The sequence below is a fragment of the Kribbella sp. NPDC004875 genome, assembly GCF_042873375.1.
Taxonomy (GTDB): Bacteria; Actinomycetota; Actinomycetes; order Propionibacteriales; family Kribbellaceae; genus Kribbella.
Genome location: NZ_JBIALI010000002.1, coordinates 549,256 through 574,977 on the forward strand (window position 1 = coordinate 549,256; position 25,722 = coordinate 574,977).

At 69.7% G+C, this 25,722-nt stretch carries 26 protein-coding genes; 21 read left to right on the forward strand and 5 right to left on the reverse strand.

Annotated features, from left to right (window positions below; genetic code table 11):
• The first annotated feature begins 33 nt into the window (after positions 1 to 33).
• The 4 genes from ACFYRH_RS13670 (at position 34) to trxA (ending at position 3,196) form a co-directional block, all read left to right on the forward strand.
• Positions 34 to 819, forward strand: a complete 786-nt coding sequence (locus ACFYRH_RS13670) for a cyclase family protein (RefSeq protein WP_387773215.1) — start codon at positions 34 to 36, stop codon at positions 817 to 819.
• Positions 816 to 2,426, forward strand: a complete 1,611-nt coding sequence (locus ACFYRH_RS13675) for a thiamine pyrophosphate-binding protein (RefSeq protein ID WP_387773218.1) — start codon at positions 816 to 818, stop codon at positions 2,424 to 2,426. Before ACFYRH_RS13670 ends, ACFYRH_RS13675 begins: the two co-directional genes overlap by 4 nt.
• Before the next feature lie 72 nt (positions 2,427 to 2,498).
• Positions 2,499 to 2,864: a MerR family transcriptional regulator gene (locus tag ACFYRH_RS13680; RefSeq protein ID WP_387773221.1), complete on the forward strand. Its 366-nt coding sequence runs from the start codon at positions 2,499 to 2,501 to the stop codon at positions 2,862 to 2,864.
• Positions 2,861 to 3,196, forward strand: a complete 336-nt coding sequence (gene trxA / locus ACFYRH_RS13685) for a thioredoxin (RefSeq protein WP_387773224.1) — start codon at positions 2,861 to 2,863, stop codon at positions 3,194 to 3,196. The genes ACFYRH_RS13680 and trxA overlap by 4 nt, the downstream gene beginning before the upstream one ends.
• A gap of 224 nt (positions 3,197 to 3,420) precedes the next feature.
• Here the strand turns inward: trxA and ACFYRH_RS13690 are convergent, their stop codons facing one another.
• Positions 3,421 to 3,795 (reverse strand): VOC family protein, encoded by a 375-nt coding sequence (locus ACFYRH_RS13690; RefSeq protein WP_387773227.1) that lies wholly within the window; start codon positions 3,793 to 3,795, stop codon positions 3,421 to 3,423.
• A gap of 53 nt (positions 3,796 to 3,848) precedes the next feature.
• Between ACFYRH_RS13690 and ACFYRH_RS13695 the strand changes: the two genes are divergently transcribed.
• From ACFYRH_RS13695 to ACFYRH_RS13730, 8 genes are all read left to right on the forward strand, one after another.
• Positions 3,849 to 4,013, forward strand: coding sequence for a CopG family transcriptional regulator (locus ACFYRH_RS13695; RefSeq protein WP_387773230.1), 165 nt, complete (start codon positions 3,849 to 3,851; stop codon positions 4,011 to 4,013).
• On the forward strand, positions 4,010 to 4,654 hold the full coding sequence (locus tag ACFYRH_RS13700; protein ID WP_387773233.1) for a VOC family protein: 645 nt from the start codon (positions 4,010 to 4,012) through the stop codon (positions 4,652 to 4,654). Before ACFYRH_RS13695 ends, ACFYRH_RS13700 begins: the two co-directional genes overlap by 4 nt.
• On the forward strand, positions 4,651 to 5,127 hold the full coding sequence (locus ACFYRH_RS13705) for a GNAT family N-acetyltransferase (RefSeq protein ID WP_387773236.1): 477 nt from the start codon (positions 4,651 to 4,653) through the stop codon (positions 5,125 to 5,127). The genes ACFYRH_RS13700 and ACFYRH_RS13705 overlap by 4 nt, the downstream gene beginning before the upstream one ends.
• An 18-nt stretch (positions 5,128 to 5,145) precedes the next feature.
• Positions 5,146 to 6,426, forward strand: a complete 1,281-nt coding sequence (locus ACFYRH_RS13710; RefSeq protein ID WP_387773239.1) for an MFS transporter — start codon at positions 5,146 to 5,148, stop codon at positions 6,424 to 6,426.
• Positions 6,427 to 6,475: 49 nt separating this feature from the next.
• Positions 6,476 to 7,300 carry a GNAT family N-acetyltransferase gene (locus ACFYRH_RS13715; RefSeq protein WP_387773242.1) on the forward strand — a complete coding sequence of 275 codons (825 nt, stop codon included), beginning with the start codon at positions 6,476 to 6,478 and terminating at the stop codon, positions 7,298 to 7,300.
• Between the two features lie 10 nt (positions 7,301 to 7,310).
• Entirely contained in the window at positions 7,311 to 7,673 is a 363-nt protein-coding gene (locus tag ACFYRH_RS13720; protein WP_387773245.1) for a DoxX family protein, read from the forward strand.
• A gap of 99 nt (positions 7,674 to 7,772) precedes the next feature.
• Positions 7,773 to 9,536, forward strand: a complete 1,764-nt coding sequence (locus ACFYRH_RS13725) for a proline--tRNA ligase (RefSeq protein WP_387773248.1) — start codon at positions 7,773 to 7,775, stop codon at positions 9,534 to 9,536.
• A gap of 1,720 nt (positions 9,537 to 11,256) precedes the next feature.
• Complete coding sequence (locus tag ACFYRH_RS13730; protein WP_387773251.1) at positions 11,257 to 12,627, forward strand: FAD-binding oxidoreductase; 1,371 nt, start codon at positions 11,257 to 11,259, stop codon at positions 12,625 to 12,627.
• On the opposite strand, the gene ACFYRH_RS13735 is transcribed toward ACFYRH_RS13730, so the two are convergent.
• Complete coding sequence (locus ACFYRH_RS13735) at positions 12,591 to 13,808, reverse strand: RNA polymerase sigma factor (protein ID WP_387775270.1); 1,218 nt, start codon at positions 13,806 to 13,808, stop codon at positions 12,591 to 12,593. The two genes, ACFYRH_RS13730 and ACFYRH_RS13735, sit on opposite strands and share 37 nt — an antisense overlap.
• Before the next feature lie 45 nt (positions 13,809 to 13,853).
• Positions 13,854 to 14,243 (reverse strand): YciI family protein, encoded by a 390-nt coding sequence (locus tag ACFYRH_RS13740; protein ID WP_387773254.1) that lies wholly within the window; start codon positions 14,241 to 14,243, stop codon positions 13,854 to 13,856.
• 184 nt (positions 14,244 to 14,427) lie between these two features.
• On the opposite strand from ACFYRH_RS13740, the gene ACFYRH_RS13745 reads away from it, so the two are divergent.
• A complete protein-coding gene (locus tag ACFYRH_RS13745; protein WP_387773257.1) occupies positions 14,428 to 15,198 on the forward strand; it encodes a sulfite exporter TauE/SafE family protein in 771 nt (256 codons plus the stop codon).
• Between the two features lie 2 nt (positions 15,199 to 15,200).
• Here the strand turns inward: ACFYRH_RS13745 and ACFYRH_RS13750 are convergent, their stop codons facing one another.
• Positions 15,201 to 15,692 carry a GAF domain-containing protein gene (locus ACFYRH_RS13750; RefSeq protein WP_387773259.1) on the reverse strand — a complete coding sequence of 164 codons (492 nt, stop codon included), beginning with the start codon at positions 15,690 to 15,692 and terminating at the stop codon, positions 15,201 to 15,203.
• A gap of 85 nt (positions 15,693 to 15,777) precedes the next feature.
• Between ACFYRH_RS13750 and ACFYRH_RS13755 the strand changes: the two genes are divergently transcribed.
• On the forward strand, positions 15,778 to 16,536 hold the full coding sequence (locus tag ACFYRH_RS13755; protein WP_387773262.1) for a class I SAM-dependent methyltransferase: 759 nt from the start codon (positions 15,778 to 15,780) through the stop codon (positions 16,534 to 16,536).
• Here the strand turns inward: ACFYRH_RS13755 and ACFYRH_RS13760 are convergent.
• Positions 16,520 to 17,665 (reverse strand): cytochrome P450, encoded by a 1,146-nt coding sequence (locus ACFYRH_RS13760; protein WP_387773265.1) that lies wholly within the window; start codon positions 17,663 to 17,665, stop codon positions 16,520 to 16,522. The genes ACFYRH_RS13755 and ACFYRH_RS13760 overlap by 17 nt on opposite strands.
• A gap of 121 nt (positions 17,666 to 17,786) precedes the next feature.
• Between ACFYRH_RS13760 and priA the strand changes: the two genes are divergently transcribed.
• Genes priA through ACFYRH_RS13795 form a run of 7 tightly spaced genes read left to right on the forward strand, consistent with a single transcriptional unit; the run spans position 17,787 to position 25,720 of the window.
• A complete protein-coding gene (gene priA, locus ACFYRH_RS13765) occupies positions 17,787 to 18,524 on the forward strand; it encodes a bifunctional 1-(5-phosphoribosyl)-5-((5-phosphoribosylamino)methylideneamino)imidazole-4-carboxamide isomerase/phosphoribosylanthranilate isomerase PriA (RefSeq protein ID WP_387773268.1) in 738 nt (245 codons plus the stop codon).
• Positions 18,521 to 20,812 carry an HAD-IB family hydrolase gene (locus tag ACFYRH_RS13770; RefSeq protein ID WP_387773271.1) on the forward strand — a complete coding sequence of 764 codons (2,292 nt, stop codon included), beginning with the start codon at positions 18,521 to 18,523 and terminating at the stop codon, positions 20,810 to 20,812. Before priA ends, ACFYRH_RS13770 begins: the two co-directional genes overlap by 4 nt.
• Entirely contained in the window at positions 20,809 to 22,008 is a 1,200-nt protein-coding gene (locus ACFYRH_RS13775; RefSeq protein WP_387773274.1) for a zinc-binding dehydrogenase, read from the forward strand. Before ACFYRH_RS13770 ends, ACFYRH_RS13775 begins: the two co-directional genes overlap by 4 nt.
• Before the next feature lie 48 nt (positions 22,009 to 22,056).
• Entirely contained in the window at positions 22,057 to 23,637 is a 1,581-nt protein-coding gene (locus ACFYRH_RS13780; RefSeq protein WP_387773277.1) for a lactate racemase domain-containing protein, read from the forward strand.
• Entirely contained in the window at positions 23,637 to 24,569 is a 933-nt protein-coding gene (locus ACFYRH_RS13785; protein ID WP_387773280.1) for a lysophospholipid acyltransferase family protein, read from the forward strand. Before ACFYRH_RS13780 ends, ACFYRH_RS13785 begins: the two co-directional genes overlap by 1 nt.
• A complete protein-coding gene (locus ACFYRH_RS13790) occupies positions 24,570 to 25,163 on the forward strand; it encodes a hypothetical protein (protein WP_387773283.1) in 594 nt (197 codons plus the stop codon). It abuts the gene before it with no gap.
• The gene (locus ACFYRH_RS13795) at positions 25,130 to 25,720 is read left to right on the forward strand and encodes a hypothetical protein (protein ID WP_387773286.1); all 591 of its coding nucleotides are present in this window, start codon (positions 25,130 to 25,132) and stop codon (positions 25,718 to 25,720) included. Before ACFYRH_RS13790 ends, ACFYRH_RS13795 begins: the two co-directional genes overlap by 34 nt.
• The last annotated feature ends 2 nt before the right edge of the window (positions 25,721 to 25,722 follow it).

Consider the following 25,722-nt stretch of genomic DNA (forward strand, 5'->3'; position numbering starts at 1 on the left):
CTGGTGGTTCGTTCGCCACGCGTGGAGGTCGGGATGACTGAGTCGTCGCCGTTGTCGGTGCTCGTCGGTGCGCTTGCTGACGGGTCGGTGGAGGTCGTGGATCTGACCTCGCCGTTGTCCGCTGCGACGCCGGTGATCCAACTGCCGCCGGAGTTCGGGCAGACGGCGCGGTTCGAGCTCGAGGAGATCAGCCGGTACGACGATCGCGGTCCGGCCTGGTACTGGAACAACTTCACCAGCGGCGAGCACACCGGCACCCACTTCGACGCGCCGAACCACTGGGTCACCGGCAAGGACCTCGCCGACGTCGCCTCGGTCCCGGCGCGGCGGCTGATCGCACCCGCCGTCGTGCTGGACTTCACCGCCGAGGTCGAGAAGAACCCCGACTTCCTGGTCGAGATCGACCACATCAAAGCCTGGGAGGCGGAGCATGCGCCGCTGCCGGACGGCGGCTGGCTGTTCGTCCGTACCGGGTGGAGCGCTCACTCCCATTCCCAGGAGGCGTTCCTCAACGCCGACGAGAACGGCCCGCACACGCCCGGCCTCTCACCTGAGTGCGCGCGGTGGGTCGCACAGGAGACACACGTACTCGGACTCGGCGTCGAGACCGTCGGCACCGACGCCGGCAAGGCGAACTCGTTCGACCCGCCGTTCCCGTGCCACTCCTATCTCATGGGCAGTGACAAGTACGGGCTGACGCAGCTGCAGAACCTCGACCGGCTGCCGCCGACCGGTTCAGTCGTGATCGCCGGACCGCTGCCGATCGTGAGTGGATCCGGCGCCCCGGCCCGGGTGCTGGCCCTGGTCGAACGCCAGTGAACGTCGCGGAGGCGGTCGGCCGAAACCTGGCCGCCGCGGGGGTCCGCCAGGTGTTCGGCGTCGTCGGGTCGGGCAACTTCCACCTGACCAACGCGCTGGTCGCCGCCGGCGCACGGTTCGTGGCCGCGCGGCACGAGGGCGGCGCCGCGACGATGGCCGACGCGTACGCGCGGACGAGCGGAACGGTCTCCGCGCTGTCGGTCCACCAGGGCTGCGGCCTGACGAACGCGATGACCGGGATCGCCGAGGCCGCGAAGAGCCGTACGCCGATGGTCGTCCTCGCCGCGGAGGCCACTGAACCGCGCTCGAACTTCTCCGTCGACCAGGACGCGCTCGCCCGCTCGGTGGGTGCGGTGCCGGCGCGGGTCACTTCGGCCGAGACTGCGGTGGTGGAGGCTGTGGGCGCCGTCGCGACGGCCCTTCGCGAACGACGGACGGTTTTGCTGAATGTCCCGCTTTCCCTGCAGGCATTGGAGGTTCCGGCTGACGCATCTGCCGCCGCGCCACCGCCTGCGCGGGACGCGGTTGTGCCGGGCGCCGGCGAGGTCGCTGCGCTGACGGACCTGCTGCGGCGCGCGCAGCGACCGGTGTTCGTCGCGGGGCGGGGAGCCCGAGGATCTCGGCGGACCCTCGAACTGCTGGCGGAGCAATGTGGCGCGCTGCTCGCGACCTCGGCCGTCGCGCACGGCCTGTTCCACGGCAACCCGTGGTCACTCGGCATCTCAGGCGGCTTCGCCTCGGCCCGGACCGCCGAACTGATCCGCGCCGCCGACCTCATCGTCGGCTGGGGCTGCGCACTGAACATGTGGACGATCCGCCACGGCCAACTCATCGGACCGGACACCACAGTCGTCCAGGTCGACGACGACGCGTCCGCGCTCGGCGCCCATCGCGAGATCCACCTCGGCATCACCGGCGATGTCCACCGCACCGCCACACTGGCCATCGACGCTCTGGGTGAGCAGCGGGTCGGCTATCGCGCCGTCGATGTGGGAAGTGTCCGCTGGCGAGACGTCGAGTACGACGACACCAGTACGGCGGACCGCATCGACCCACGGACACTCACTATCGCGCTGGACGACGTACTCCCGGCGGAGCGCGTGCTCGCCGTCGACTCCGGGAACTTCATGGGCTATCCGAGCGCCTACCTCGACGTACCGGACGAGAACGGGATGTGCTTCACCCAGGCGTTCCAGTCCATCGGGCTCGGGCTCGCCACCGCGATCGGTGCCGCGCTGGCGCAGCCGGACCGGCTGCCGGTCGCCGCGCTCGGTGACGGCGGTGCGCTGATGAGCGCCGCGGAACTGGACACGGTGCGCCGGCTCGGCCTGCCGATGCTGGTGGTCGTGTACAACGACGACGCGTACGGCGCTGAGGTGCACCATTTCGGCGGGCAGCCGATGGACACCGTCACGTTCCCGCCGACCGACATCGCCGCCATCGGCCGGGGTTACGGCTTCGAGGCGGCCACGGTCCGCACTGTCGCGGACCTCGCGGCCGTCGAGGACTGGCTGGGCGGTCCGCGCTCGGCGCCGATGCTCGTGGACGCGAAGGTCGTCGCCGATTATCCGTCGTGGTGGCTGGAAGAGGCCTTCCGGGGTCACTGACCGGATCCTGGCTAAGCTGACTTGACCTTGACCCTGGGGGCAAGGTTTAGCGTCGGTGACGAAGGAGGCGGGATGCGGATCGGGGATCTGGCGGCCGAGGCCGGTGTGACGGTCAAGGCAGTGCGGTACTACGAGGCGCAGGGACTGCTGAAGCCGCGCCGGGAGGCCAACGGCTACCGCGCATACGACGCGGACGACGTGGTCGTGGTGCGCGAGGTGAAGGCGTTGCTGAGTCTCGGGCTGACCGCGGAGCAGACGTACCCGTTCATCGAGTGCCTGCGGGCCGGCAACGCGCGCGCTGACGTGTGCCCGGCGTCGCTGACGGCGTACCGGACCCGGATCGCGGAGGTGGACCGGCGGATCGCCGAGCTCACCGATCTGCGGGCCCGGCTGACCGACCTCCTGACCGATGCCGAGAGCTGGAGGAACCAACGATGACCGAACTGCGCACTGTCGACGAAGCAACCTTCGACGAGGTGGTACTGCGTTCTGAGAAACCCGTCCTCGTGGACTTCTGGGCCGAGTGGTGCCCGCCGTGCCACGCGATCGCCCCGGTCCTCGCCCAGATCGGTGCCGAGCGCAACGACCAGCTGACCGTGGTCAAGCTGAACTCCGACGAGAACCCGGCCGTCCCCGCCCGCTACCGCGTGATGGCCCTGCCGACCCTGATCCTCTTCCACCGCGGCGAGATGATCTGGTCCGTCGTCGGCGCCCGCCCCAAGGCCAAACTCCTCAAGGAACTCGACGACGCCCTCCTCGCCGCCGTGTGATCCCTGGCCTCGCGCCGCCGGAGGTACTAGGCGTCCCAAGGTCCAGGCATTCGGGCGGTTCACCCCTGATGTTGTCCCTGTGCAGTTGGTATGCCGCGTGGGAACGGGCCATTTCTGAGGTGAACCACCCAAACGGTGCCGCGACGGCGGGTGCAGAGCCGGCTGGGGTCATCGCTGTCGGGGACGGCATGGGCCTGACAAACCGAAGGTTTCTTGACGCGGCACTAGTGCGGCTGGTTGAACTCGTAGAGTTCGATCAGTACGCCGTGCGGGCCGGAGATGTACGCCGAGGTTGTGCCCCAGTCGGTGTCACGAGGGTCGAGGCCGATGGTGCCGCCGCGACGGCGGATCTCCTCGATGTCGGCGCGGACGTCGTCGCTGCTGAACTGCAGGAGCGTCCCGCCGATCGCCCCGAAGTCGTCCACCATCGCGCCGGTGTGCAGCGCGATGGTCATCGCGCCGGCCTTCACCTCGGCGTACCCCTCGCTCGCGGTGCCGGTGACCTCGAGGCCGAGGACGCCGGAGAAGAAGTCGGCCAGCTCCTGGTTCTGCTCGCGGGTGCGGGTGAGCAGGCCGAGGTGGTCGAAACGGAGGTTCATGGGCGCTCCCTGTCGGTTGACGCTCAGCTTTCTAGGATGCTAGCAATATAGCCATGGCTGATGACGGTGGCAAGAAGGTGCAGTTCAACGTCTATCTGCCGCCCGGGCTGGTGCGGCGGGTGAAGCACAAGGCGATCGACGAGGGCGCGAGTTTGTCCGCGCTGGTCGAGCAGGCGCTGGCGGAGTACCTGGACAACCATGGGGAGGCGCGAGGATGAACGACGTGGTGATCAGGCCGTTGCGGTTCACGGCGGACGTGGACGCGATGCGGGCGTTCCTGGAGACGCTGGGACTGCGGTCGCGGATCGAGTCCGAGCGCGGCGGGTGGGTCGACATGCTGACCGGGAGGGGGATGGTGGCGCTGCACGACGCGGCGTCGAGTTCGACCGGCGGGCAGCCGGGGCAGACGTCGCTGTCGTTCGAGGCGAACGAGATCGACACGCTGAAGGATCGGCTGGAACAGGCCGGGTTCGACGACGCGACGGTCTTCGACGAGGCGTACGGGCGGGTGTTGTCGGTGACCGGCCCGGACGCGGCCGTGATCTGGATCGACGAACGCAGCGAGGACCTCTACGGCTACAAGGTCCACGACGCGAGTCCGGACGCCCGCTGGTCCGTCACGCCGTACCTGACCGGCGCCGACGAGACGGCATGGCGCAGCTTCTTCCGAGCGGTCGGAACGGATGCGACCGCGCTGTTCGGCCCGGCCGAAGGTGAGTTCACGGTCCGGCTCGACCTGACAACGACCGAGGACCTCGACGCGGTCCAGAGCCGTCTCGGTGATCTGCAGGTGACGCCGAGCGAGGCCGGTTTGGAGATCATCGATCCGGACGGCCGGCTCGTGGTGGTGCACGGATGATTCGGAAGGCCGAACTCGCCGACGTCGACGCCGTCCGAGCGATCGGTCTGACCACCTGGCCGGCCGCGTACGGCGGCTTGATGTCCGCCGAGTCCATCGCGGACGGCCTCGCCCAGTGGTGGTCCCCGGAGATGGTCGAGCGCGGGATCCGCACCGGCATCACCTTGGTCGCTGCCGAGGGCAACGACCTCGTCGGCATGGTGGGTCTGGGTCGGCAGGCCGACTTCTGGGTGATGTGGAAGCTGTACGTGCTGCCCGGCCATCAAGGCAAGGGCATCGGCAAAGCACTCCTGGACGCCGCCGTCGCAGCCCTCCCCGAAGGTACGCCGGAACTCCTGCTGGACGTGTTCGTCGCGAACGAGAAGGCCATCGGGTTCTACCGCTCCCAGGGCTTCGGCGAGCCGCGACGGACGCCCGATCGCGACCTCGGAGCCGATGTGATGTGGATGGGTCTTGACCTCCAGTGCACCTGAGGATGCAAGATGCCCGTCATGACAACGGGGGTGCCTGAGCGGCTGCGCGACGATCCGGACTTCCGGCGGTACTGGCTGGCCCGCGCGCTGTCGGTCACCGGGTCGATGGTGACGGCGATCGCGCTGCCGGTGCTGGTGTATCGGCTCAGCGGTTCGACGGTGCTCACCGCGGTGGTGACCGCGCTGGAATCGGCGCCGTACCTGCTGACCGGATTGTTCGCCGGGGCGCTCGCCGATCGGTGGAACCGGCGGCGGGTGATGGTCGCCGCGGACACCGTGAACGCGGTGCTGGTCGGGTCCGTGCCGGTCGCGCATCTGCTCGGACTGCTGACGGTCGCGCAGGTGCTCGTGGTCGCGTTCACGGTCCAGGCCGTCTACACCTTCTTCGACGGTGCGAACTTCGGTGCGTTGCCGGTCCTGGTCGGCCGGGCGCGGGTCGCGCAGGCCAACTCGGCGGTCTGGACCGCGTCGAGTCTGATCGAGCTGTTCGTGCCACCGCTGACCGGTCTGCTCCTCGCCGTGCTGGATCCGGCGAGTCTGCTGACGCTCGACGCGTTGAGTTTCGCGGCGTCCGCGTTCGCCGTCCGCGGGATCGTACGGGCGATGTCGGAGGCGCGCGACGGGCGGCCGCCGCTGCGCCCGCGGGTGGTGCTGAACGACATCGGCGACGGCCTGCGGTACCTGGTCCGGCACGCCGGCGTCCGCACGATGACGCTCGTCGGCAGCATCCAGTCGTTCGCCGGCGGCGGGTTCATGGCGCTCATCGTGGTCTGGTGCGACCGCGTCCTGCACGTGGGTACGTCGGGACTTCGGTTCGGACTCGTCTGGGGGACGTGGGGGATCGGCGGTCTGATCGCGGCACTCAGCCTCCCGCGGTTGCTGAAGCGCGTCTCGCCGGCGGCGATCACGCTCTACGCGTTGCCGGTGTCCGCGTTGCTCGGGGTGCTGTCGCCGTTGTCGCCGCACTGGGTCGTGGCCGCGCTGGCGTTGCTCGTGTGGGGTTCGGCGTACGTCCTGGTGATCGTTAATGCGGTGTCGTACCGACAGCAGGTGACACCGGAGAACCTGCTCGGCCGGGTCAACACCGCGGGCCGCATGCTGTCGTGGGGCGTCGGGTGGACGCTGGGTTCCGTGGTCGGTGGAGTGCTCGGCAACGCCTTCGGGCCGCGGACCGGGATGGTCCTGATGGGCCTGTTCGGATGTGCCGGCGTGGTCGTCGCGTGGACCTCGCCACTGCGCCGGATCGCCGCCGGCGCGGATGCCGGTGCGGAAGCCGGCGTGGATGTCGAGGCGGGCTGAGTCGGCCCCGTTGCATACGGGAACCTCGGTCATCCGCTAGGTTCTGCGCGTGGGCGTACGGGTTCTCGGTCCTCGTGACCTCGCGGCGGCGCGCGCGGTCATCGCTCGCGATCCGGTGGTGAACGTGTTCGTGGACAGCCTCGTGCAGGCGTCCGGGCTCGACCCGCGGCGCGGTGCGGAGGTCTGGGGGTACGTCGAGAAGGGCGCGCTCGAGGCCCTGTGCCACGCGGGCGGGAACATGGTGCCGGTCGGCGCGGACGATGCCGCACTGCGGGCGTTCGCGGCGTACGCGATGCGGCGCGGGCGGAACTGTTTCCAGATCCTCGGCCAGGCGCGGGCGGTCGCACAGCTGTGGGAGATCCTCGAACCGCACTGGGGTCCGGCCCGCGAGGTGCGCGACGACCAGCCCTTCATGGTGATCGACGGGTCGCCGCTGGTGACGCCGGATCCGCTGGTCCGGGCGGTGGAGCCGGTCGAGTTGCCGGTCCTGTACCCGGCGTGCGTGGCGATGTACACCGAGGAGGTCGGCGTACCGCCGCAGACCGGGCCGGACGGGACGTTCTACCGGTCACGGGTCGCGGAGCTGATCCGGGCCGGGCGGGCGTTCGCGCGGATCGAGGACGGGCGGGTCGTGTTCAAGGCCGAGGTCGGCTCGGTCGGCACCGGCGTCTGCCAGATCCAGGGGGTCTGGGTGGATCCGGAGTACCGCGGTCGCGGGCTGGCGGCGCCAGGGATGGCGGCCGTGGTCGAACTGGCCCGGCAGATCGCGCCGGTCGTGACGCTGTACGTGAATGCGTTCAACCTGCCCGCGCGGGCGGCGTACGAACGGGTCGGCTTCCGCACGATCGAGACCTTCGCCACCATTCTGTTCTAAGCTCCGGCCCATGCCTTCGCGAAGCACCAAGGGTCTGGCCGTTCTGTTCGGGGTCCTCGGGACGCTGCATTTCGCCAAACCCGAGCCGTTCGAGAAGATCGTGCCGAAGGTGCTGCCACGCAAGAAGGAGCTGGTGTACGCCTCCGGCGTCGCCGAGCTGGCCTGCGCGGCCGGACTGCTGCACCCGCGAACCCGGCGGTTGGCCGGGCTGGCCAGCGCCGGGCTGCTGGTCGCGGTGTTCCCGGCGAACGTCCAGATGGCCGCGGACCTGCGGCGGAAAGGCTCGCCGCGGGCGCAGGCAATCGCTTTCGGGCGGTTGCCGCTGCAGATTCCGTTGATCCGCTGGGCACTGAAGGCCGCCCGCGAGGTGTAGCCGGTGTGGTCCTGTGGATAACGTGGTGAGAGCATGTCCGGCGGACGGATATTCTCTGTGACGTCCTGTTTCTCGACTTTTGCACGCTTGGAGACTCCCGTGATTTTGCGTATGTCGTCGTTGTTCCTCCGCACCCTTCGCGAGGACCCGGCGGACGCGGAGGTCCCGAGCCACAAGCTGCTCGTCCGCGCCGGCTACATCCGGCGGGCCGCACCCGGTATCTACACCTGGCTGCCGCTGGGTCTGCGGGTGCTGCGCAACGTCGAGCGGATCGTCCGCGAGGAGATGGACGCGATCGGCGCGCAGGAGCTGGTGTTCCCGGCGCTGCTGCCGCGCGAGCCCTACGAGGCGACCGGCCGCTGGACGGAGTACGGGCCGAACATCTTCCGGCTGAAGGACCGCAAGGGCGCCGACATGCTGCTCGGTCCGACCCACGAGGAGATGTTCACCCTCGTCGTGAAGGACCTGTACTCGTCGTACAAGGACCTCCCGCTGTCGATCTACCAGATCCAGAACAAGTACCGCGACGAGGCGCGGCCGCGGGCCGGCGTCCTGCGCGGGCGTGAGTTCGTGATGAAGGACTCGTACTCGTTCGACGTCGACGACGAGGGCCTCTCCGCGTCGTACGAGAAGCACCGCGACGCCTACATCAAGATCTTCGACCGGCTCGGTTTCGACTACGTGATCGTGCAGGCGATGTCCGGCGCGATGGGCGGGTCGCGGTCAGAGGAGTTCCTGGCGATCGCGGAGAACGGTGAAGACACCTTCGTCCGCTCGCCGGGCGGGTACGCCGCGAACGTCGAGGCGGTCGTGGTTCCGCAGGCGGCGCCGGTCGACGCGTCCGCCGTACCGGCCGCCGAGGTCGTGGACACGCCGGACACGCCCACGATCGAGACCCTGGTCGACGCGCTGAACGCGAAGCACGCGCGCACCGACGGTCGCGAGTGGACCGCTGCGGACACGCTGAAGAACGTGCTCGTGATGTTGGTGCACCCCGACGGCTCGCGTGAGCCGCTGGCGATCGGCGTACCGGGCGATCGGGCGATCGACGAGAAGCGGCTCGGTGCGCAGGTGGAGCCGGCCGAGGTCGCGGCCTTCGAGGAGGCCGACTTCGAGAAGCACCCGGCGCTGGCGAAGGGGTACATCGGGCCCGGCGTACTGGGCAAGGAGAACACGTCCGGCATCCGCTACCTGCTCGACCCGCGGGTCGCTGAGGGTTCGGCGTGGGTGACCGGTGCGGACAAGTCCGGGTTCCACGTCATCAACCTGGTGCACGGGCGCGACTTCACCGCCGACGGCACGATCCAGGCCGCCGAGGTCCGCGACGGCGACCAGGCTCCCGACGGTTCCGGCGCGCTGGAGACCGCGCGCGGCATCGAGATGGGCCACATCTTCCAGCTCGGCCGCAAGTACGCCGACGCGCTCGACCTCAAGGTCCTCGACCAGAACGGCAAGCTCGTCACGGTCACGATGGGGTCGTACGGCGTCGGCGTCACCCGCGCGGTCGCCGCGATCGCCGAGGGGAACCACGACGAGCTCGGGCTCGTGTGGCCGCGGGAGATCGCGCCGGCCGACGTCCACCTGGTTGCCACCGGCAAGGACTCGGAGGTCTTCGCCAAGGCCGCGGAGATCGCCGCCGAGCTGGAGTCCCGCGGGCTGTCCGTCATCTACGACGACCGCGAGAAGGTCTCGCCGGGCGTGAAGTTCAAGGATGCCGAGCTGATCGGCATCCCGACGATCGCGGTCGTGGGCAAGGGCCTCGCCGACGGCACCATCGAGGTCAAGGACCGCCGCTCCGGCGACCGCTCGGACATCCCGGTCGCCGAGGTCGTGGACCACCTGGTCTCGGTCGTCCGAGGCTGACCCAAGGCGTTTCCTCCGGCCCCGTTCCCCTCGTGGGAGCGGGGCCGGCGCAGCCAGGCCCGCAACCCAGGTAGCCCGAGCCGATCCCGATCCACGGACCTCGGCCCGGCCTGCTGTGGACGCACAGAGCTGGGTGCGTGGGCCTGGGCGCGGGCTGATCGCGCTACCCGGCTCTCGGCGCGGTCTGATCGTGCTACCCCGGTCTCGGCGAGGTCTGATCGTGCTACGTCGGCCTCGGCCCGGGCTGATCCGGCGCCGGTTCCGCGGCGCGCTCGGCGTCGAGTCGTGGCGTTTGGCGGGCCTGGTGAAGCGCGAGTCGTGATTCGTGGTTGGTGAGGCGCGACCGTTTTCCACGACTCGCGAGCCGACGGCCAGGGTCGCGCGGCGTGGGTCGCTTGGCGTCGAGTCGTGGCGTTTGGCGGGCCTGGTGAACGGCGGGTCGTGACTGGTGGCTGGTGAAGCGCGACCGTTTTCCACGACTCGCGAACTGACGGCCAGGGTCGCGCCGCGTGGGTCGCTGGGCGTCGAGTCGTGGCGTTTGGCGGGCCTGGTGAACGGCGGGTCGTGACTGGTGGTTGGTGAGGCGCGACCGTTTTCCACGACTCGCGAATCGACGGCCCGGGTCGCGCCGTGTGGGTCGCTTGGCGTCGAGTTGTGGCGTTTGGCGGGCCTGGTGAACCGCGAGTCGTGACTCGTGGCTGGTGAAGCGCGGCCGTTTTCCACGACTCGCGAACCGACGGCCCGGGTCGCGCCGCGTGGGGGGCGGGGTGGTGAGTCGTGGGTGTGGTTGTTGGAACGAGACCGGTTTCCACGAGTCGGCGAATTCGCGGGCTGGATTCGGCTGGGTGGAGCAGTTGTGGGGACTGGCGATAGCAGGTGGGGACTGGGCGCCTGGTATTGCCTGTTCACAGTGTTCGGTGCCTGTTCACAGTGTTCGGTGCCTGTGCTCAGTGCCGGTTGCGGTGCTTGCGGGGTGGTTGCCGACGCGGACGCGGGTGGTGGGTGTGCCGGAGCGGTGGGAGCAGATGCCGGTGGTGGGTGGGGCTTGAGCGTGCCGGGCGGTCAGTGCTCTCCCCGCCCGGAGCTGGCGTGCGCGGCGGGCCTGGGCGTACTCCGTGGTGCGGCGCTCGGCTTGTGGCGCTCGCAGCGCCCGCTTGTGGCGCTCGGCTGCGCAGCGCTCGGTTTGCGTCGCTCGGTTTGGGTCGCTCGGTTGGTGGGGGCTCGGTGCCGAGTCGTGGTGATTGGTGGCGAGGGTGGGCGGCGAGTCGTGGGGTGTGGCTGTTGGAAGGGGACCGAGTTCCACGAGTCGGCGAAGTACGCGGCCGGATGGCGCGCCGTGCGGGGTGTTCGCGTGGGCTGGGGTGGGTGATGGGGACTGGCGACCTGGTATTGCCTGTGCACAGTCACCGGAGCCTGTTGTCAGTGCCTGTTGTCAGTGCCTGTTGTCAGTGCCTGTTGTCAGTGCCTGTTGTCAGTGCCTGTTGTCAGTGCCTGTTGCTGGTGCCTGTTGCTGGTGCCTGATGTTGCCTGGCCACCTTGCCTCGTCGGGCTGCTGGTGCCTGGTTGGCGTTGGCGGACCCAACTCGTGGTGCCGGGTACTCGTGTTCCTGTGGCTGGCGAATCGGTGGGATTTGTTGGTCGTGGGATGTCGAGGGGGAGCGGGTGGCTCCGATCCAGGGGTGAGGCGCCTGAGGGGGCGTCTGGGATCTAGGGAGTGGCGATGACGGAATCGGTGACGGCCCAGGGTGGGCTGGACGGACTGCGGGGCGTGGTGGCGGGGGAGGTGCTCGCCGACGGGGACGCGGGGCTCGCGGAGGCGGCACGTGTGGTGACGGCCGAGGGGCGGCCGCGGGTGGTGGTGCGGTGTGCGGGGGCCGGTGACGTGGTCGCGGCGCTGCGGTACGCCGAGGCGGAGGACCTCCCGATCGCGGTGCGCAGCGGCGGGCATCATGCGGCCGGGTTCGGGACGAGGGACGGCGGTGTCGTGATCGACGTACGGCCGATGGACGAGGTGCGGTTGCTGCCGGACAACGTCGTTCGGGTCGGCACCGGAGCGACCTGGGGCCAGGTGGCCGCGCGGCTCGCGAAGGTCGGCCTGGCGATCTCCGCGGGCGACACGGCGGCCGTCGGAGTTGGCGGCTTGATGGCGGGTGGCGGTATCGGCTGGATGGTGCGCAAGCACGGGCTCGCGATCGACAACGTGGTCGCCGCCGAGGTCGTCACCGCGGACGGTGCGGTACGGCGGGTCGACAGCGCGACCGAGCCGGAACTGTTCTGGGGACTGCGCGGCGCAGCGGGCAGCCTCGGCGTCGTCACGTCGTACGACATCACCGCCGTACCGCAGAAGACCGTGCACTTCGGGACCCTGTTGTATCCGTGGACGGAAGCGGAACAGGTGCTCGAGAAGTGGGCGGAGTACATGAGCGACGCGCCCGCGGAACTCACGTCGTCGTTGCAGCTGGCGCCGACGATGATGGCCGATCGACAGGTGCCGGTCGCGGTGGCGGTCTGCGCGACGGGCGACCGCGCCGTCCTCGAACCGCTCCGCAACCTCGGCTCGTTGCTGACCGACAAGGTGGTCGAGACGCCGTACGCCGAGGTGTTCAGCGACATGTCGATGCCGCCGGGGATCCGTCCGCGGATCCGCAACGGCTTCTACGACGAGTGGACGCCGAATCTCGGTCGGCGGCTGCTCGCCGCCCGGCCGCGGATTCCGGGGCTGGCGATGGAGATCCGGGCGCTCGGTGGGGCGTACGGCGCGATGCCGGCGGACGCGACCGCGTTCGGGCATCGCGACGCGCGGTTCCTGGTCAACTCCGTGCTGATGGGACCGTCGGAGCAGGCTGACGATTTCGACGACCTCTGGACGTCGCTCCGGCCGAAGGGCGCGTACCTGAACTTCCTGTCACACCCGACCGACGACGACCTGGACCTGTGCTACCCGAAGGCCCATCGCGCGCGGCTCGCCACGCTGAAGCAATCGGTCGACCCGGGGCACGTGTTCCGGAATACGGTGAGTGTTCCGCCACGGCCGGAGTGGACCGGCGGCCGGCGTCACTTGATGAGGTGGGCGATGCGGTCGCGCAGGTAGTTCTGTTCGGCCGTGTTGCGGGTGCGATCGAGGGCCGCGAGGTAGTTCTCGCGGGCGAGGTCCGGGCGGCCGGCGAGTTCGTGGAGATGGGCGAGGACCGACAACCGGCGGTGGTGGTCGCCGAGGTACCGATCGTCGGCCAGCCCTTCGGCGATCGCGATGCCGGCGTCCGGACCCTCGGTCATCGCGACCGCCACGGACGCGCCGAGCGTCACCATCGGACTCGGGTCGACCTTCTCGAGGAGCCGGTAGAGACCGGCGATCTGTTCCCAGTCGGTGGTCTCGACCGAGTCCGCCTCGCTGTGCACCGCGGCGATCGCCGCTTCCAGCTGGTACGGCCCGACGGCGCCGGAGCCCAACGTCTCCTCGACGAGCCGCGTGCCCTCGGCGATCTCGTCGGCGTACCAGCGGGAGCGGTCCTGCCGGTCGGCGGGGATCAGGGTGCCGCCGGGGCCGGTCCGCGCGTCCCGGCGGGCGTGCGTGAGGATCATCAACGCCAGCAGCCCGGTCACCTCGCCGGATCCGCCGACGGCGTGCCGCAGCAGCCGGGTGATCCGCAACGCCTCCTCGGCGAGGTCGACGCGCTGCAGTTCGTCACCGGCGCTGGCCGTGTGGCCCTCGTTGAAGATCAGGTAGAGCACGTGCAGTACGGCGCGGAGTCGTACGTCGTACTCGTCCGCCGTCGGCAGCTCGAAGCGTGCTCCCGCGTCCTGGATGAGTCGCTTCGCCCGGCTGATCCGCTGCGCGACCGTGCTCTCGCCGACCAGCAACGCCGCGGCGACCTCGGCCGTCGTCAATCCACCGACCGACCGGAGCGTCAGCGCGACCTGCGATGCGGGAGTCAACGCGGGATGGCAGCAGAGCACGAGCAGCCGAATCGTGTCGTCAGTGTCCTCGTGGTACTCGTCGGGATCGACCTCGGCCAGCGCCCGCAGGAAGTCGTTCAACTCACGTTGCCGCCGCGCGTTGTCCCGCCGCCAGCCGTCCATCAGCCGCCGCGACGCCACGCTGATCAGCCACCCGATCGGCTGCTCGGGTACGCCGTTTTCGCGCCACTGCACGATGGCGTCGAGCAGCGCCTCCTGGACCGCGTCCTCGCACTGGTCGAACGCGTCGTACCGCCGGACCAGCACCGCCAGCGCACGCGGCGCCGCCGCCCGGATCGCCGCCTCGAGATCCATTCCCGTCACACCGCCTCCCTCACGTCCGCTGCGCGCCGGCCGCGCCTACAGTTCGGCGATCTGCGCGAAGAAGTCCTGCTCGGTGGCCACGACCTCACGGATCTCCACCCGGCGGAACTCCACCAGCGGGATCCGCGCCGCGATCTCCACCGCCCGCTCGATCGACGCGCAGTCCAGCACGAGAGCGCCCGCCAGATACTCCTTCGTCTCCAGCAGCGACCGGTCCGAGATCACCGGCGTACCGGCGGCGAACTCGACGTCGGTGATGGCCGGCGAGTCCCCGAGGTTGAGGATCGAGACCAGTTCGCCACTGTCCCGGAGTTCGCGCGCGGTGGCGGCGACCCGCTCCCGACCGCCGGCCATCGCGGTCAGCTGCTCCTCGGTGAACGCTTTGAGCGCTTCGACATTGTTGTGGATCAGCAGTAGGAACTTCACCAGGCCATTCTGCCGAAACCCGGGCTCTCAGCCGGTGGCGAGGTCTGCACCCTCCGGAGGCAGGATCGAGGACGCCATCCATCCACTCTGATATCGGGGATGTGGTTTGTCTCTCAGTCGTCGGTGTAAGGGTTGAGCGAAATAACGCCATTACCTGATCATCGGGCCGTGAGGATGTGCTGCGGTGCCTGATGTCTCGTTGTGGACGGTGTTGTTCCTGGTGGTCGCGGCCTTCGCGGCGGGGTGGATCGACGCGGTGGTCGGAGGTGGTGGGCTGCTGCAGTTGCCCGCGATGCTGCTCGGCCTGCCGAACGCGTCGCCGGCCCAGATCCTGTCGACGAACAAGATCTCGTCGTTGTGCGGTACGACGACCAGCGCGGTCACGTTCGGCGTGAAGGTCCGGCCGGATCGCAAGACGGTGCTGCCGCTGGCGATCCTGGCCGGTCTCGGCGCCGCGGCCGGTGCCTTGGTGGCGACCAAGATCCCGATGTCGTGGTTCAAGCCGATCGTGCTGGTGCTGCTGGTGGCGGTCGCGATCTACACCGCGCTGAAGCCTTCACTCGGTGCGCGGACCGCGCTGCGGTTCGACGGTCGCGACCATTACCTCGCGGCGAGCGGGGTCGGCGTACTGATCGGGTTCTACGACGGAGCGGTCGGGCCGGGGACCGGCTCGTTCCTGATCTTCGCGCTGGTCGGCCTGCTCGGATACAACTTCCTGCAGGCCAGCGCCAAGGCGAAGATCGCCAACGTCGCCACCAACCTGGGCGCGATCGGAGTCTTCGCGCTGCACGGCGCTCCGCTGTGGAAGCTCGGGCTGATCATGGGTGCGGCCAACATGCTCGGCGGCCTGCTCGGCGCCCGGACCGCGGTGGCGCGCGGTAGCAGGTTCGTCCGGGTCATCTTCCTGGTGGTGGTATCGGCCCTGATCGTCCGGCTCGCGTTCGATGTGTTCTGAGCTCAGCGCCGCCGGCTGAAGGTCGGTGCCCAGGGGGCGTCGTCGAGGCCGATGCGCTTGATGGCGGCCGCGGTCTGGCCGGCGAGACTCTGCAGCGCGGCGATCTCGTCGGGCGAGGCCTGGTAGTGGCGGGACCAGTACGCACCGATCGCCGCGACCGGGGTCGGTGAACCGACCGGGACCATGGCGAGGCTGCGGACGAAGGTCGGCAGGTACGCCTCGAGCGGGATCCGCTCGTCGACGGAAATGTCCGGAACCACGGCTGTCTCGTCGTGGAGCATCGCCCAGCCGCTGACGCAGGAGGTGATCGGAAAGCGTTGTCCCTTCCAGAGCGGCGCGATTGCGTCCTCGTCGGCGTAGAAGCAGTAGTTCTCCTCGCGCAGGACGAACGTCGCTCCCTGCGCGCCGGTGCGACTCCGGGCCTCCCGGCGGACGATCTGCCCGACCTCGTCCAGGGTCGCGGCCGTCTCCAGGGCCATCAGCGTTTCCGTCATTCAGACATTGTGCGCCCGGCCGGTCGATGTCAAAAGCAGCTGTCCGCTGCCGAGCGCCGGCCACGTCGGTCGGTAGGGTCGAGCCATGGTCGACTACGACGGTCGGATGGGCAGTGTGTACGCCGCAGGTCGGGGCATGCCTCCCGCAGAGGTACGGCGCTGGACGTCGGCGTTCGCCACGCATCTCCCGGAGCACCGCCCGCTCGACGTCCTCGACCTCGGCAGCGGGACCGGCCGGCTGACGCCCGGTCTGGCCGCGGAGTTCCAGGGCCAGGTGTACGGCGTGGAGCCATCGGACCGGATGCGGAACACCGCCGAGCAGACGCCGCACCCGGGCGTGACCTATCTGAAGGGCAGCGCCGAAGACATTCCGCTGCCCGAGGCATCGGTTGACGCGGTGCTGATGTTCCTGTCGTTCCACCACTTCCCGGACCCGCTGGAAGGGCTCCGCGAGGTGCGCCGGGTGTTGCGGCCGGGGGGAGTGGCGTTCCTGCGTAGCCAGTTCTCCGACCTGATGCCGGACCTGTTCTGGTACGAGTACTTCCCGTCCGCGCGCGAGGCCGACGCCGCGATGTACGTTTCGCTGAGCGCGGCGAAGGCGCTCGCCATCGAAGCCGGGCTGGCGCCGGCCGACGACGTCGTACGGATCACTGCTGAAGAGCCGCGGACGCTGCGGGAGAGCTACGAGCGAATCAGTCTCCGGGCGCTGTCGACGTTCGAGCACCTGCCGGCCGACGAGCTCGAGCCGGGATTCGCCAGGTTCGCAGAGGACGCCGAGCATGATCCGGAGCGGGCCATGCCGGTGTACGCCGGGACCCTGCTGGTGCTTACGCGTCCCAGGTGACGCGCAGCGCCGCCGGCTTGCGGAACACGAGGCCGTACGGCGGTGGCGAGTCCTCGGCGAGACGGAGACCGGGGAGGCGGAGGACTGCCTCCAGTGCGGTGAGCGTCTCCAGGCGGGTCAGGTGCATACCGAGGCAGATGTGCGGTCCACTGGCGAAGGCGAGATGACGGCGCGCGTTGGTCCGCCGTACGTCGAAGGTGCCGGGCGACTCGAACAGCTCGGGGTCCCGGCCTGCGCCCGCGAGCGAGACGGTGACCATGTCGCCGCGGCGGATCTGCGCGCCGGCGAGCTCGACGTCGCGGGTGGCGTACCGGTCGACGACGGCCGCGGCCGGTTCGAGACGGAGCGACTCCTCCATCGCGTTCGGGAGCAGCGACGGGTCGGCGAGGACCAGGTCCAGCTGGTCGCGATGAGTGAGAAGGTGCCAGAGCGCGTTGGTGATCATCCCCTCGGTGGTCTCGATCCCGCCGAACATGAACACCGCGGCGTTCGCGACCACCTCGTCGACGCCGAGCCCGGCATGTGCGGCGACCGCGAGCAGCGAGTCGGCCGAGTCGATGCCTCCGGCAACATGCTTGTGCAACTCGGCGAACGCTGCTGCCCCCTCGGCCGTGACCGGATGGCCGGCCGAGACGCCGGACACCGACGTCGAGATCGCGGTGTACCAGTCGAGCACGGTCGAGGCCGACGCCTGCGGCAGCCCGAGCGACAGCGCGACCACCGCGACCGACAGTGGACCGGCAAGTCCCAGGCGCAGGTCGGCGGTCAGGCGCGCGCCGCCGGTCGCCGGTGATGCACTCTGCCGGACCTCGGCCATCAACCCGCCGACTGTCTGCTGCACCGGCCGCGTGAAACGCCGACGGGTCTCGGCGAGCCCGAACGGCCCCTCGAACGGGTCCCGATGCGCCTTGTGCGGAACGCCGTCCAGGGACAGCATCGACGGCCCGACGACCTGTGCCGTGGAGAACCGCGGGTCGTCGACCGTGAACGTCGCCGGATCGCGCAGCACCTGGACAGCGAGCGCGCGGCCGGTCACGACCCAGGAACTCAGTGGCCCGACCCAGCCGATCGGCCGGATCCGCGCGAGGGTCGGATGGGGGTCGTTCGCGAGGTCGTCGACGGTCAGCACGCGACCAGCGTAGGTGTAAGACCATTGGCTATACTGGTATTGCTGAGACAGATCGATTTCAAACGACTCAGGAGGGCTCCGGGTTACGGTTCTCTCAGCAACGCCCTCTAGGGTGTGGGCCATGTCTGAGAACCTGGTGCTGCTGCCTGCCGTCGATGTGGCGGACGGGCAGGCGGTCCGGCTGGTGCAGGGCGAGGCCGGCAGCGAGACGTCGTACGGCGATCCGCTCGCGGCCGCGATGGCCTGGCAGGACGCCGGGGCGGAGTGGATCCACCTCGTCGACCTCGACGCCGCGTTCGGCCGCGGCAGCAACCGTGAGCTGCTCGCCGAGGTGACCGGCAAGCTCGACGTCCAGGTCGAGCTGTCCGGTGGCATCCGCGACGACGACTCCCTGGAAGCTGCTCTTGCCACCGGTGCCCGCCGGGTAAACATCGGCACCGCCGCCCTCGAGGACCCGCAGTGGTGCGACCGGATCATCCAGCAGTACGGCGACCGCGTCGCGATCGGCCTGGACGTCCGCGGCCGCACGCTGGCGGCCCGCGGCTGGACCAAGGAAGGCGGCGACCTGTACGAGGTACTCGCCCGGCTGGAAGCCGCCGGCTGCGAGCGGTACGTGGTCACCGACGTCACCAAGGACGGCATGCTCCAGGGCCCGAACCTGGACCTGTACCGCGACCTGTGCGCGCGCACCGACAAGCCGATCATCGCCTCCGGCGGCGTCTCCAGCCTCGACGACCTGCGTGCGCTGAGCACGCTGGTCGGCGACGGCGTCGAGGGCGTCATTGTCGGCAAGGCGCTGTACGCCGGCGCGTTCACCCTGACCCAGGCACTCGAGCTCACGCGTGGAGGCGACAAGTGAGTCTGGCCGACAAGCTCAAGGACAAGAAGGTCCTGGTCACCGGCGTCACCGGTTTCGTCGGTGAGGCCCTGCTGCACCGGATCATCGGCGAGCTCCCCGGGACCACCGTGGTCGCGATCATCCGTCCGAAGGGCTCGCTGACCGGCACCGACCGGATGGCGCAGCTGCTCCGGAAGGACATCTTCAAGCCGTTCTACGGCGAGGGCACCGAGTACGCCGACGCCGAGGCACTGACCGCGGCCCGGATCCAGGTGATCGACGGCGACCTGTCCGACGTGCCGGAGCTGCCCAAGGATCTCGACATCGTCGTGCACTGCGCCGGCGACGTCAGCTTCGACCCGCCGATTCACGAGGCGTTCACGACCAACGTGCTCGGCACCAAGAGCCTGCTCGAGCGGATCGTCGAGACCGAGCGCCCGGTGCATTACGTGCACATCTCGACCGCGTACACCGCCGGACGCCGCCGCGGTGCGATCCCGGAGGCGCCGGTCGACCACTTCGTCGACTGGCGGACCGAGGCCGAGGCCGGGATGGCGATGAAGGCCCGGGTCGAGGAGCAGTCCCGCTCCGCGGTGATGCTGGCGAAGTTCCGCAAGGAGGCCGAGAAGCTGCACCGCCGCGCGGGTCACCTGACCGCCGCGGCCGACACCGAGCGGCGCCGTACCGAGTGGGTCGCGAAGAAGCTGGTGGAGACCGGCACCGAGCGCGCCCGCAGCCTCGGCTGGACCGACTGCTACACGTTCACCAAGGCGCTCGGCGAGCGTGTCGTCGAGGAGTTCTCGTCGAAGCTGCCGACCTCGATCGTCCGGCCGGCGATCATCGAGTCCGCGGTGCAGAGCCCGCACCCGGGCTGGATCGAGGGCTTCAAGATGGCCGAGCCGCTGATCCTGGCCTACGGCCGCGGCGAGCTGCCGGAGTTCCCGGCGAGCCCCGACTCGGTGATCGAGATCATCCCGGTCGACCACGTGGTCGGTGCGATCTGCGCGGTGATGACGACCGAGCCCGAGCTGAGCAAGCCGGAGTACTACCACATCGGTTCCGGCGCCCGGAACCCGCTGACCTTCGAGCAGCTCTACGCCGGGGTCCGCGCGTACTTCTCCAAACACCCGTTCGACCTCGGCGAGCGTGGCGCCGTCCGGCTCCCGGTCTGGAAGTTCCCCGGCGGCGACTCGGTCGAGAGCATGCTGCGGTACGGCGAACGCGCGCACAAGCTCGCCGACGCGGTCATCACCCGGGTCCCGCGCGGCGAGCGCACCCGCAAGTACGCGCGCGAACTCGACGTACAGAAGCGCCGGCTGGACTTCCTGCGCCGCTACATGGACCTGTACTCCGAGTACGCGCAGGCCGAGCTGCAGTTCATCGACGACAACGTGCTCGCGCTGCACAACGCGCTCGAGGGTGACGACAAGGAGAAGTTCGCCTGCGACACCTCGGTCGTCGACTGGCAGTACTACCTGCAGGAGCTGCACTGCCCGAGCGTCACCGAATCGATGCGCCGGCTCGACGTCGTCCGGAAGAAGCGGAACAAGGCGCTGGCCGAGTCCGCCGGTCTGCTCAAGAAGGTCGAGCCGAACCAGGACGCGCAGGTGATCGCTGCGTTCGACATGGACGGCACGCTGCTGTCGTCGAACGTGATCGAGACCTACCTGTGGATGCGCCTGCCCGAGCTGGACGGCCCGCAGCGGGTCGGCGAGATCGGCGCGATGCTGCGCAAGCTGCCGAAGCTGATCGCGGCCGAGCGTAAGGACCGCGGCACCTTCCTCCGGACCATCTACCGCCGGTACGCCGGTGCGGACCTGGAAGAGCTGAACCAGATCGTCGACGAGATCCTCGCGGAGCACGTCCTCGAGCGGTTGAGCGGCGCCGCGGTACGCCGGATTCGCGAGCACCGCGCGGCGGGGCACAAGACGATCCTGATCACCGGCGCGGTCCGGCCGCTGACCCGGCCGCTGGAGCCGTTGTTCGACGAGATCGTCGCGGCCGAGCTCGCCGTCGACGACCGTGGCCGGTGCACCGGGTTCCTCTCGGGTCCGCCACTGGTCGGTGAGTCGCGGGCCGCGTGGATCAAGCACCACGCGCGGGTGACCAACATCGACCTGTCCAAGTCCTACGCCTACGCCGACAGCCACTCGGACCTCCCGATGCTGTCCGTGGTCGGCAACCCGGTCGCGGTCTCGCCGGACGTGTCGCTGTTCCGGGCCGCCCGGGCCGCGCGCTGGCAGATCGTCGACTGGAAGACCTCATCCACCACGTCTCGTCTGGAGCTTCCCGGGGTGAACGCGCGATGATGCTCGCTCTCGAGATGTACCGGTCGCCGGCCAAGTTCCTGGCGGCCAAGGCGGTCGGCGGCCGCATCCCCGGCATCCTGACCGGTCCGGCCGCGCCGCTGCGCCTCGTCACGATCAACGAGCCGAGGGCCGACCGGGAGGGCTGGGCGCGGATCCGCCCGATCCTGTCCGGCATCTGCGGCTCGGACCTCGGCATGGTGACCGGCTCGACGAAGCTGTACTTCTCCGCCGTCGTGTCGCTGCCGTTCGTGCCCGGTCACGAGGTGGTCGGCGAGCTGCTCGACGACTGTGAGGACCTGCCGAAGGGCACCCGCGTGGTGATGGACAGCGTCCTGACCTGCGCAGCGCGCGGCGTCGAGCCGTGCCAGGGCTGCGTGTCCGGGAACACCAACCGGTGCGACCGGATCACGGTCGGCCACGTGGCGCCGGGGCTGCAGACCGGGTTCTGCCAGGACACCGGTGGCGGTTGGGGCAATGTGATGGTCGCGCACCGCAGCCAGCTGTACGCCGTACCGGACGAGATGTCCGACGAGCGCGCGGTCCTGGTCGAGCCGCTGGCCGGTGCTGTGCACGCCGCGCTGCGGGCCAAGGTCGAGCCGGGCCAGTCCGTGCTGGTCAGCGGCGCCGGCGCGGTCGGGCTGTTCGCGACGCTCGCGCTGCGTGAGCTGACCCAGGCCGGCCGGATCACCGTGGTCGCCAAGCACGCGAAGCAGCGCGAGCTGGCCCGCGCCTTCGGCGCCAGTGACGTCGTCGCGCCGGACGAGGTGTTCCGGGGCGTCCGCCGCGCCACCGGTGCCTTCCGGCTGAAGCCGGACTTCGGCGCTCCCGAGTTCCTGCTCGGTGGCGTGGACGTCGCGGTCGACGCGGTCGGCAGCAAGGACTCGATCGACACCGTGCTGCGGGTCACCAAGGCCGGCGGCCGGGTGGTGCTGTCCGGGATGCCGGCCAGCGGCGCCGACCTGTCGCCGGTGTGGTTCCGCGAGCTCGAGGTCACCGGCACCTACGCCTCCGCGCGCGAGGAACCGAACGGCCGCCCGGCGTTCGAGACCGCGCTGGAGCTCGCCGGCCGCGCCCCGCTGGACGGGATCGTCGGCGCGCGGTACCCGCTCTACCGCTGGCGCGAGGCGCTCGACCACGCGCACTCGGCCGGCCGACTGGGAACAGTCAAGGTCGCATTCGATGTGAGGGCCTCATGAGGGCCGTGACGATGGCAGTGCAGTTCGTACGACGAGAGAGGTTCTGACATGTCCCGGCCAGGTTTCGTGCTCGAGGTGGACGACCGGACGCCCCCGCTGCTCGTGCACAACGGTGAGGGTTTCCTGCTGGAGCGTTTCCCGCAAGGCACCCGTGTGGTGTACCCGCCCGAGGCGCTGCCCCCCGTCCGCGACGTCGACGAGGCGATCCAGAACGCGCTGCTGAACCCGATCGACTCCGAGCCGCTGCCCGAGCTGCTGCGCGCCGGGATGAAGCTGACGATCGCGTTCGACGACATCTCGCTGCCGCTGCCGCCGATGAAGAAGCCGGACATCCGGCAGCGGGTCATCGAGGCCGTGCTGGAGCTGGCCGCGCGGGCCGGTGTCGACGACGTCGAGCTGATCTCGGCGAACGCGCTGCACCGCCGGCTGACCCCGAACGAGCTGCGCGAGATCGTCGGCGAGCGCGTCTTCCGCTCGTTCTTCCCCGACGGGAAGCTCTACAACTTCGACGCCGAGGACGCCGACAACCTGACCCACCTGGGTCAGACCCGGCACGGCGAGGACGTGGAGATCTCGAAGCGGGCGGCCGAGTCCGACCTGCTGGTCTACGTGAACGTGAACCTGGTGGCGATGGACGGTGGCCACAAGTCCACCTCGATCGGACTGGCGTCGTACAAGTCGCTGAAGCACCACCACAACAGCCACACGATGATCCACTCGCGGTCGTTCATGGACCACAAGGCGTCGAAGATGCACCACTCCGCCTGGCGGATGGGCGAGATCCTCACCCAGCACGTCAAGGTGTTCCAGATCGAGACCACGCTGAACAACGACATCTTCGGCGGACCGCTGGAGTTCCTGCAGAAGCGCGAGTGGGAGTGGTCGATCAAGGACCAGGCCTCGATGCTCGGCACCAAGCGGGCGCTCGCGGCCGCGCCGGCCAAGCTGCGGCACAAGATCTTCACCGACGTCCGCTCGAACTACGGCCTGACCGGGATCAACGCCGGCGCCATCGAGCCGGTGCACGAGAAGACCATCGAGGCCGTCCACCGCCAGCACCTGGTCGAGGTGCAGGGCCAGTCCGACGTCGCGATCATGGGCGTGCCGTTCATCGGCCCGTACAACGTGAACTCGGTGATGAACCCGATCCTGGCCGCCTGCATGGGCCTCGGGTACTACTTCAACTCGTACCGGGGCAACCCGGTCGTCCGCAAGGACGGCGCGGTGATCCTGTACCACCCGGTTGACTACGAGTTCAGCCAGCTGCACCACCCGTCGTACGTCGACTTCTTCGAGGAGGTGCTCTCGGAGAGCACCGACCCGGCGACGATCGAGGCGAAGTTCGAGAAGCAGTACGCCGAGGACCCGTGGTACATCCACCTGTACCGGACGTCGTACGCGTATCACGGCGTGCACCCGTTCTACATGTGGTACTGGATCTCGCACGCGCTGGACCACTGCGGCGACATCGTCTGGGTCGGCGGGAACCGCAAGGCGGTCGAGCGGATGGGCTTCCGGTCCGCGTCGACGCTGCAGGACGCGCTCGAGATGGTCAGCCACTCGGTCGGCCGGTCGCCGTCCATCACCTACCTGCACAACCCGCCGCACCTGCTCGCGGACGTGCGCTGATGGGCACCAGTCTGGTGAAGTTCTCCCGCGACACCGCGCGGGACGTGAAGCAGGTCGCGCGCGGGTGGCGCTGGGGCCGGCGGCCGCAGGTACCACGGTCCGCCGAGCCGTACGTGATCCCCAAGGAGACCTCGGTCTTCCCGACCAAGTGGGCGCGGACGCCGGCCGCGATCGCCGTCCGCGACCTGATCCAGAAGGGCCCGCTGAACGCGGTCCTGAACTTCGAGGTCAGCCCGCAGGTCAGCGGACTGGACTCGCTGCTCAAGCTGGACGGTCCGGCGATCATCGTCGCGAACCACTCCTCGCACCTCGACACCCCGTTGCTGCTGCTGTCGCTTCCGGACGCGATGCGCCGCAAGACCGCGTTCGCCGCCGCCGCCGACTACTTCTTCGACACCTGGTGGCGGGCGGCCGGGTCGGCGATCGTGTTCAACACGTTCCCGATCGAGCGCCGCGGCGGCAAGATGAGCTCGACCCCGGGTGACCTGCTCGCGGACGGGTGGAACGTGGTCGTGTTCCCGGAGGGCACCCGCTCACCGGACGGCTGGGTGCAGCGGTTCCGGATGGGAGCGGCGTACCTCGCCGTCGAGCACGACGTGCCGATCATCCCGGTCGGTATCAAGGGCTCGTTCGCCGCGATGCCGCGTGGCCGCGGCTGGCCGATCCCCGGCCGCCCGGCAGTGCACGTCCGGTACGGCGACCCGCTGCGGCCCGCCGAGGGGGAGAGCGCTCGCGACTTCGCTCCCCGCATCTCGGCCGCGGTGTCGGCGCTCCTCGACGAGGAATCGACCACCTGGTACGAGGCCCGCCGCCGCGCGGCGATCGGCGCGTCCCCGTCGCAGACCGGCCCGGAGGCCGCGCGCTGGCGCCGCGTCTGGGAGTCGACCCGGCCGATGAGGTCCACCGACGACCGTCGCCGGGCCTGGAAGTAAGTGACCCCGATCGTCCTCCGGCCGAGCATCGCCTCGGCCGGAGGCTCGTTCTGGTACCTCCTCGGGCAGTACGGCGTACTGATCGCCATCCTGTGCGTCTCGCTCGCGGCGTGGGCCGTGAGTCCGGCGGTGGCTGCCGTGCTGTTCGTCGTACTGCTCGCCGCGACGGCGCTCGTGTTCTGGACTGCGGCCCGCGGCGCTGAGCTGACCGTCGACGACGCGTCGATCAGCTACCGCGCGAGCGGTTGGGGAGTCCGCAAGGTGCTGCCGCGCGGGCAGGTGCGGCGGGTGCTGCTGGTCGATCGGTTCACGCCGTTGATGCCCGGCGCGCTGGTGCTGCTCGCCGCCGACGGGAACCGGATCGCGGCGCCGCGCTGGCTCTGGCCGACCGGGACGCTCGAGGAAGTGGCGGCACTGACCGGCCTGCCGATCGAGCGGCGGGCGACGATGCGGGCGATGGACCTGCCGCGTGAGATCGGTGTCGATCCCGCGCTGCGGCAGCGCGGCGTGCGGTTCGTCCTGACGCGGCTGGTGACCTCTGCAGTCGGCATCCTGATCGCATGGCCGCTCATCGCCCGGATCTGGACGAAGTGAAGCCACGGCGGATTCCGGCGAAGGTCCGGTACGCCGTCGCCGGTGCGGTCACGCTGGTGCTTGCCGTTGTCCCCTCCTTGCAGCCTGACGGCGTCGCCGCTGCGCGCCTCGCAACCGTCGTGATGGTCGCGACTGCGCTCGGGCTTGCCGCGGCGACTCTGCTCGTCGCGAACCTTGGGTTCCGTCCACGGATCCGTGGACACTACCTCGAGGTATGGACGTTGCTCGGGCGGCAGTCGCTGGACCTGGCCAGGATCGCCGGCGTGCGCTGCGAGCGCAGCCAGAGCGGGACCACCGGTTTGGGCCTGCGTGACGACGTGACCGACGTACTGATCACCTTGCCGGTATCGCCGCAGGTGCTTCCGCTGCTGAGGGATGCGTTGCTGGCAGCGGGGCAGCGCGGCGTGCCGTTGCCGCAGCGGGTCACCAGGATGTTCAACCTGCCCGATTTCCCGGGGGCTCCGCCGGGCGGCGGCAATCGGATGCTGCTGATCATCGGCGTGCTGTCCGCTGTGATCGTGCTCGGGGCGGTCATCGGTCTGGTGGCTTCGGTCTGACC

What these genes read in the sequence shown, in the direction of transcription:
- ACFYRH_RS13795 (WP_387773286.1), top strand. Translation starts at nt 25,130, where the DNA reads ATGGCCGCTCATCGCCCGGATCTGGACGAAGTGAAGCCACGGCGGATT.
- trxA (WP_387773224.1), top strand. Translation starts at nt 2,861, where the DNA reads ATGACCGAACTGCGCACTGTCGACGAAGCAACCTTCGACGAGGTGGTA.
- ACFYRH_RS13710 (WP_387773239.1), top strand. Translation starts at nt 5,146, where the DNA reads ATGACAACGGGGGTGCCTGAGCGGCTGCGCGACGATCCGGACTTCCGG.
- ACFYRH_RS13775 (WP_387773274.1), top strand. Translation starts at nt 20,809, where the DNA reads ATGATGCTCGCTCTCGAGATGTACCGGTCGCCGGCCAAGTTCCTGGCG.
- ACFYRH_RS13695 (WP_387773230.1), top strand. Translation starts at nt 3,849, where the DNA reads ATGGCTGATGACGGTGGCAAGAAGGTGCAGTTCAACGTCTATCTGCCG.
- ACFYRH_RS13680 (WP_387773221.1), top strand. Translation starts at nt 2,499, where the DNA reads ATGCGGATCGGGGATCTGGCGGCCGAGGCCGGTGTGACGGTCAAGGCA.
- ACFYRH_RS13750 (WP_387773259.1), bottom strand. Translation starts at nt 15,692, where the DNA reads ATGACGGAAACGCTGATGGCCCTGGAGACGGCCGCGACCCTGGACGAG.
- ACFYRH_RS13755 (WP_387773262.1), top strand. Translation starts at nt 15,778, where the DNA reads ATGGTCGACTACGACGGTCGGATGGGCAGTGTGTACGCCGCAGGTCGG.
- priA (WP_387773268.1), top strand. Translation starts at nt 17,787, where the DNA reads ATGTCTGAGAACCTGGTGCTGCTGCCTGCCGTCGATGTGGCGGACGGG.
- ACFYRH_RS13705 (WP_387773236.1), top strand. Translation starts at nt 4,651, where the DNA reads ATGATTCGGAAGGCCGAACTCGCCGACGTCGACGCCGTCCGAGCGATC.
- ACFYRH_RS13670 (WP_387773215.1), top strand. Translation starts at nt 34, where the DNA reads ATGACTGAGTCGTCGCCGTTGTCGGTGCTCGTCGGTGCGCTTGCTGAC.
- ACFYRH_RS13780 (WP_387773277.1), top strand. Translation starts at nt 22,057, where the DNA reads ATGTCCCGGCCAGGTTTCGTGCTCGAGGTGGACGACCGGACGCCCCCG.
- ACFYRH_RS13785 (WP_387773280.1), top strand. Translation starts at nt 23,637, where the DNA reads ATGGGCACCAGTCTGGTGAAGTTCTCCCGCGACACCGCGCGGGACGTG.
- ACFYRH_RS13730 (WP_387773251.1), top strand. Translation starts at nt 11,257, where the DNA reads ATGACGGAATCGGTGACGGCCCAGGGTGGGCTGGACGGACTGCGGGGC.
- ACFYRH_RS13720 (WP_387773245.1), top strand. Translation starts at nt 7,311, where the DNA reads ATGCCTTCGCGAAGCACCAAGGGTCTGGCCGTTCTGTTCGGGGTCCTC.
- ACFYRH_RS13700 (WP_387773233.1), top strand. Translation starts at nt 4,010, where the DNA reads ATGAACGACGTGGTGATCAGGCCGTTGCGGTTCACGGCGGACGTGGAC.
- ACFYRH_RS13735 (WP_387775270.1), bottom strand. Translation starts at nt 13,808, where the DNA reads ATGGATCTCGAGGCGGCGATCCGGGCGGCGGCGCCGCGTGCGCTGGCG.
- ACFYRH_RS13690 (WP_387773227.1), bottom strand. Translation starts at nt 3,795, where the DNA reads ATGAACCTCCGTTTCGACCACCTCGGCCTGCTCACCCGCACCCGCGAG.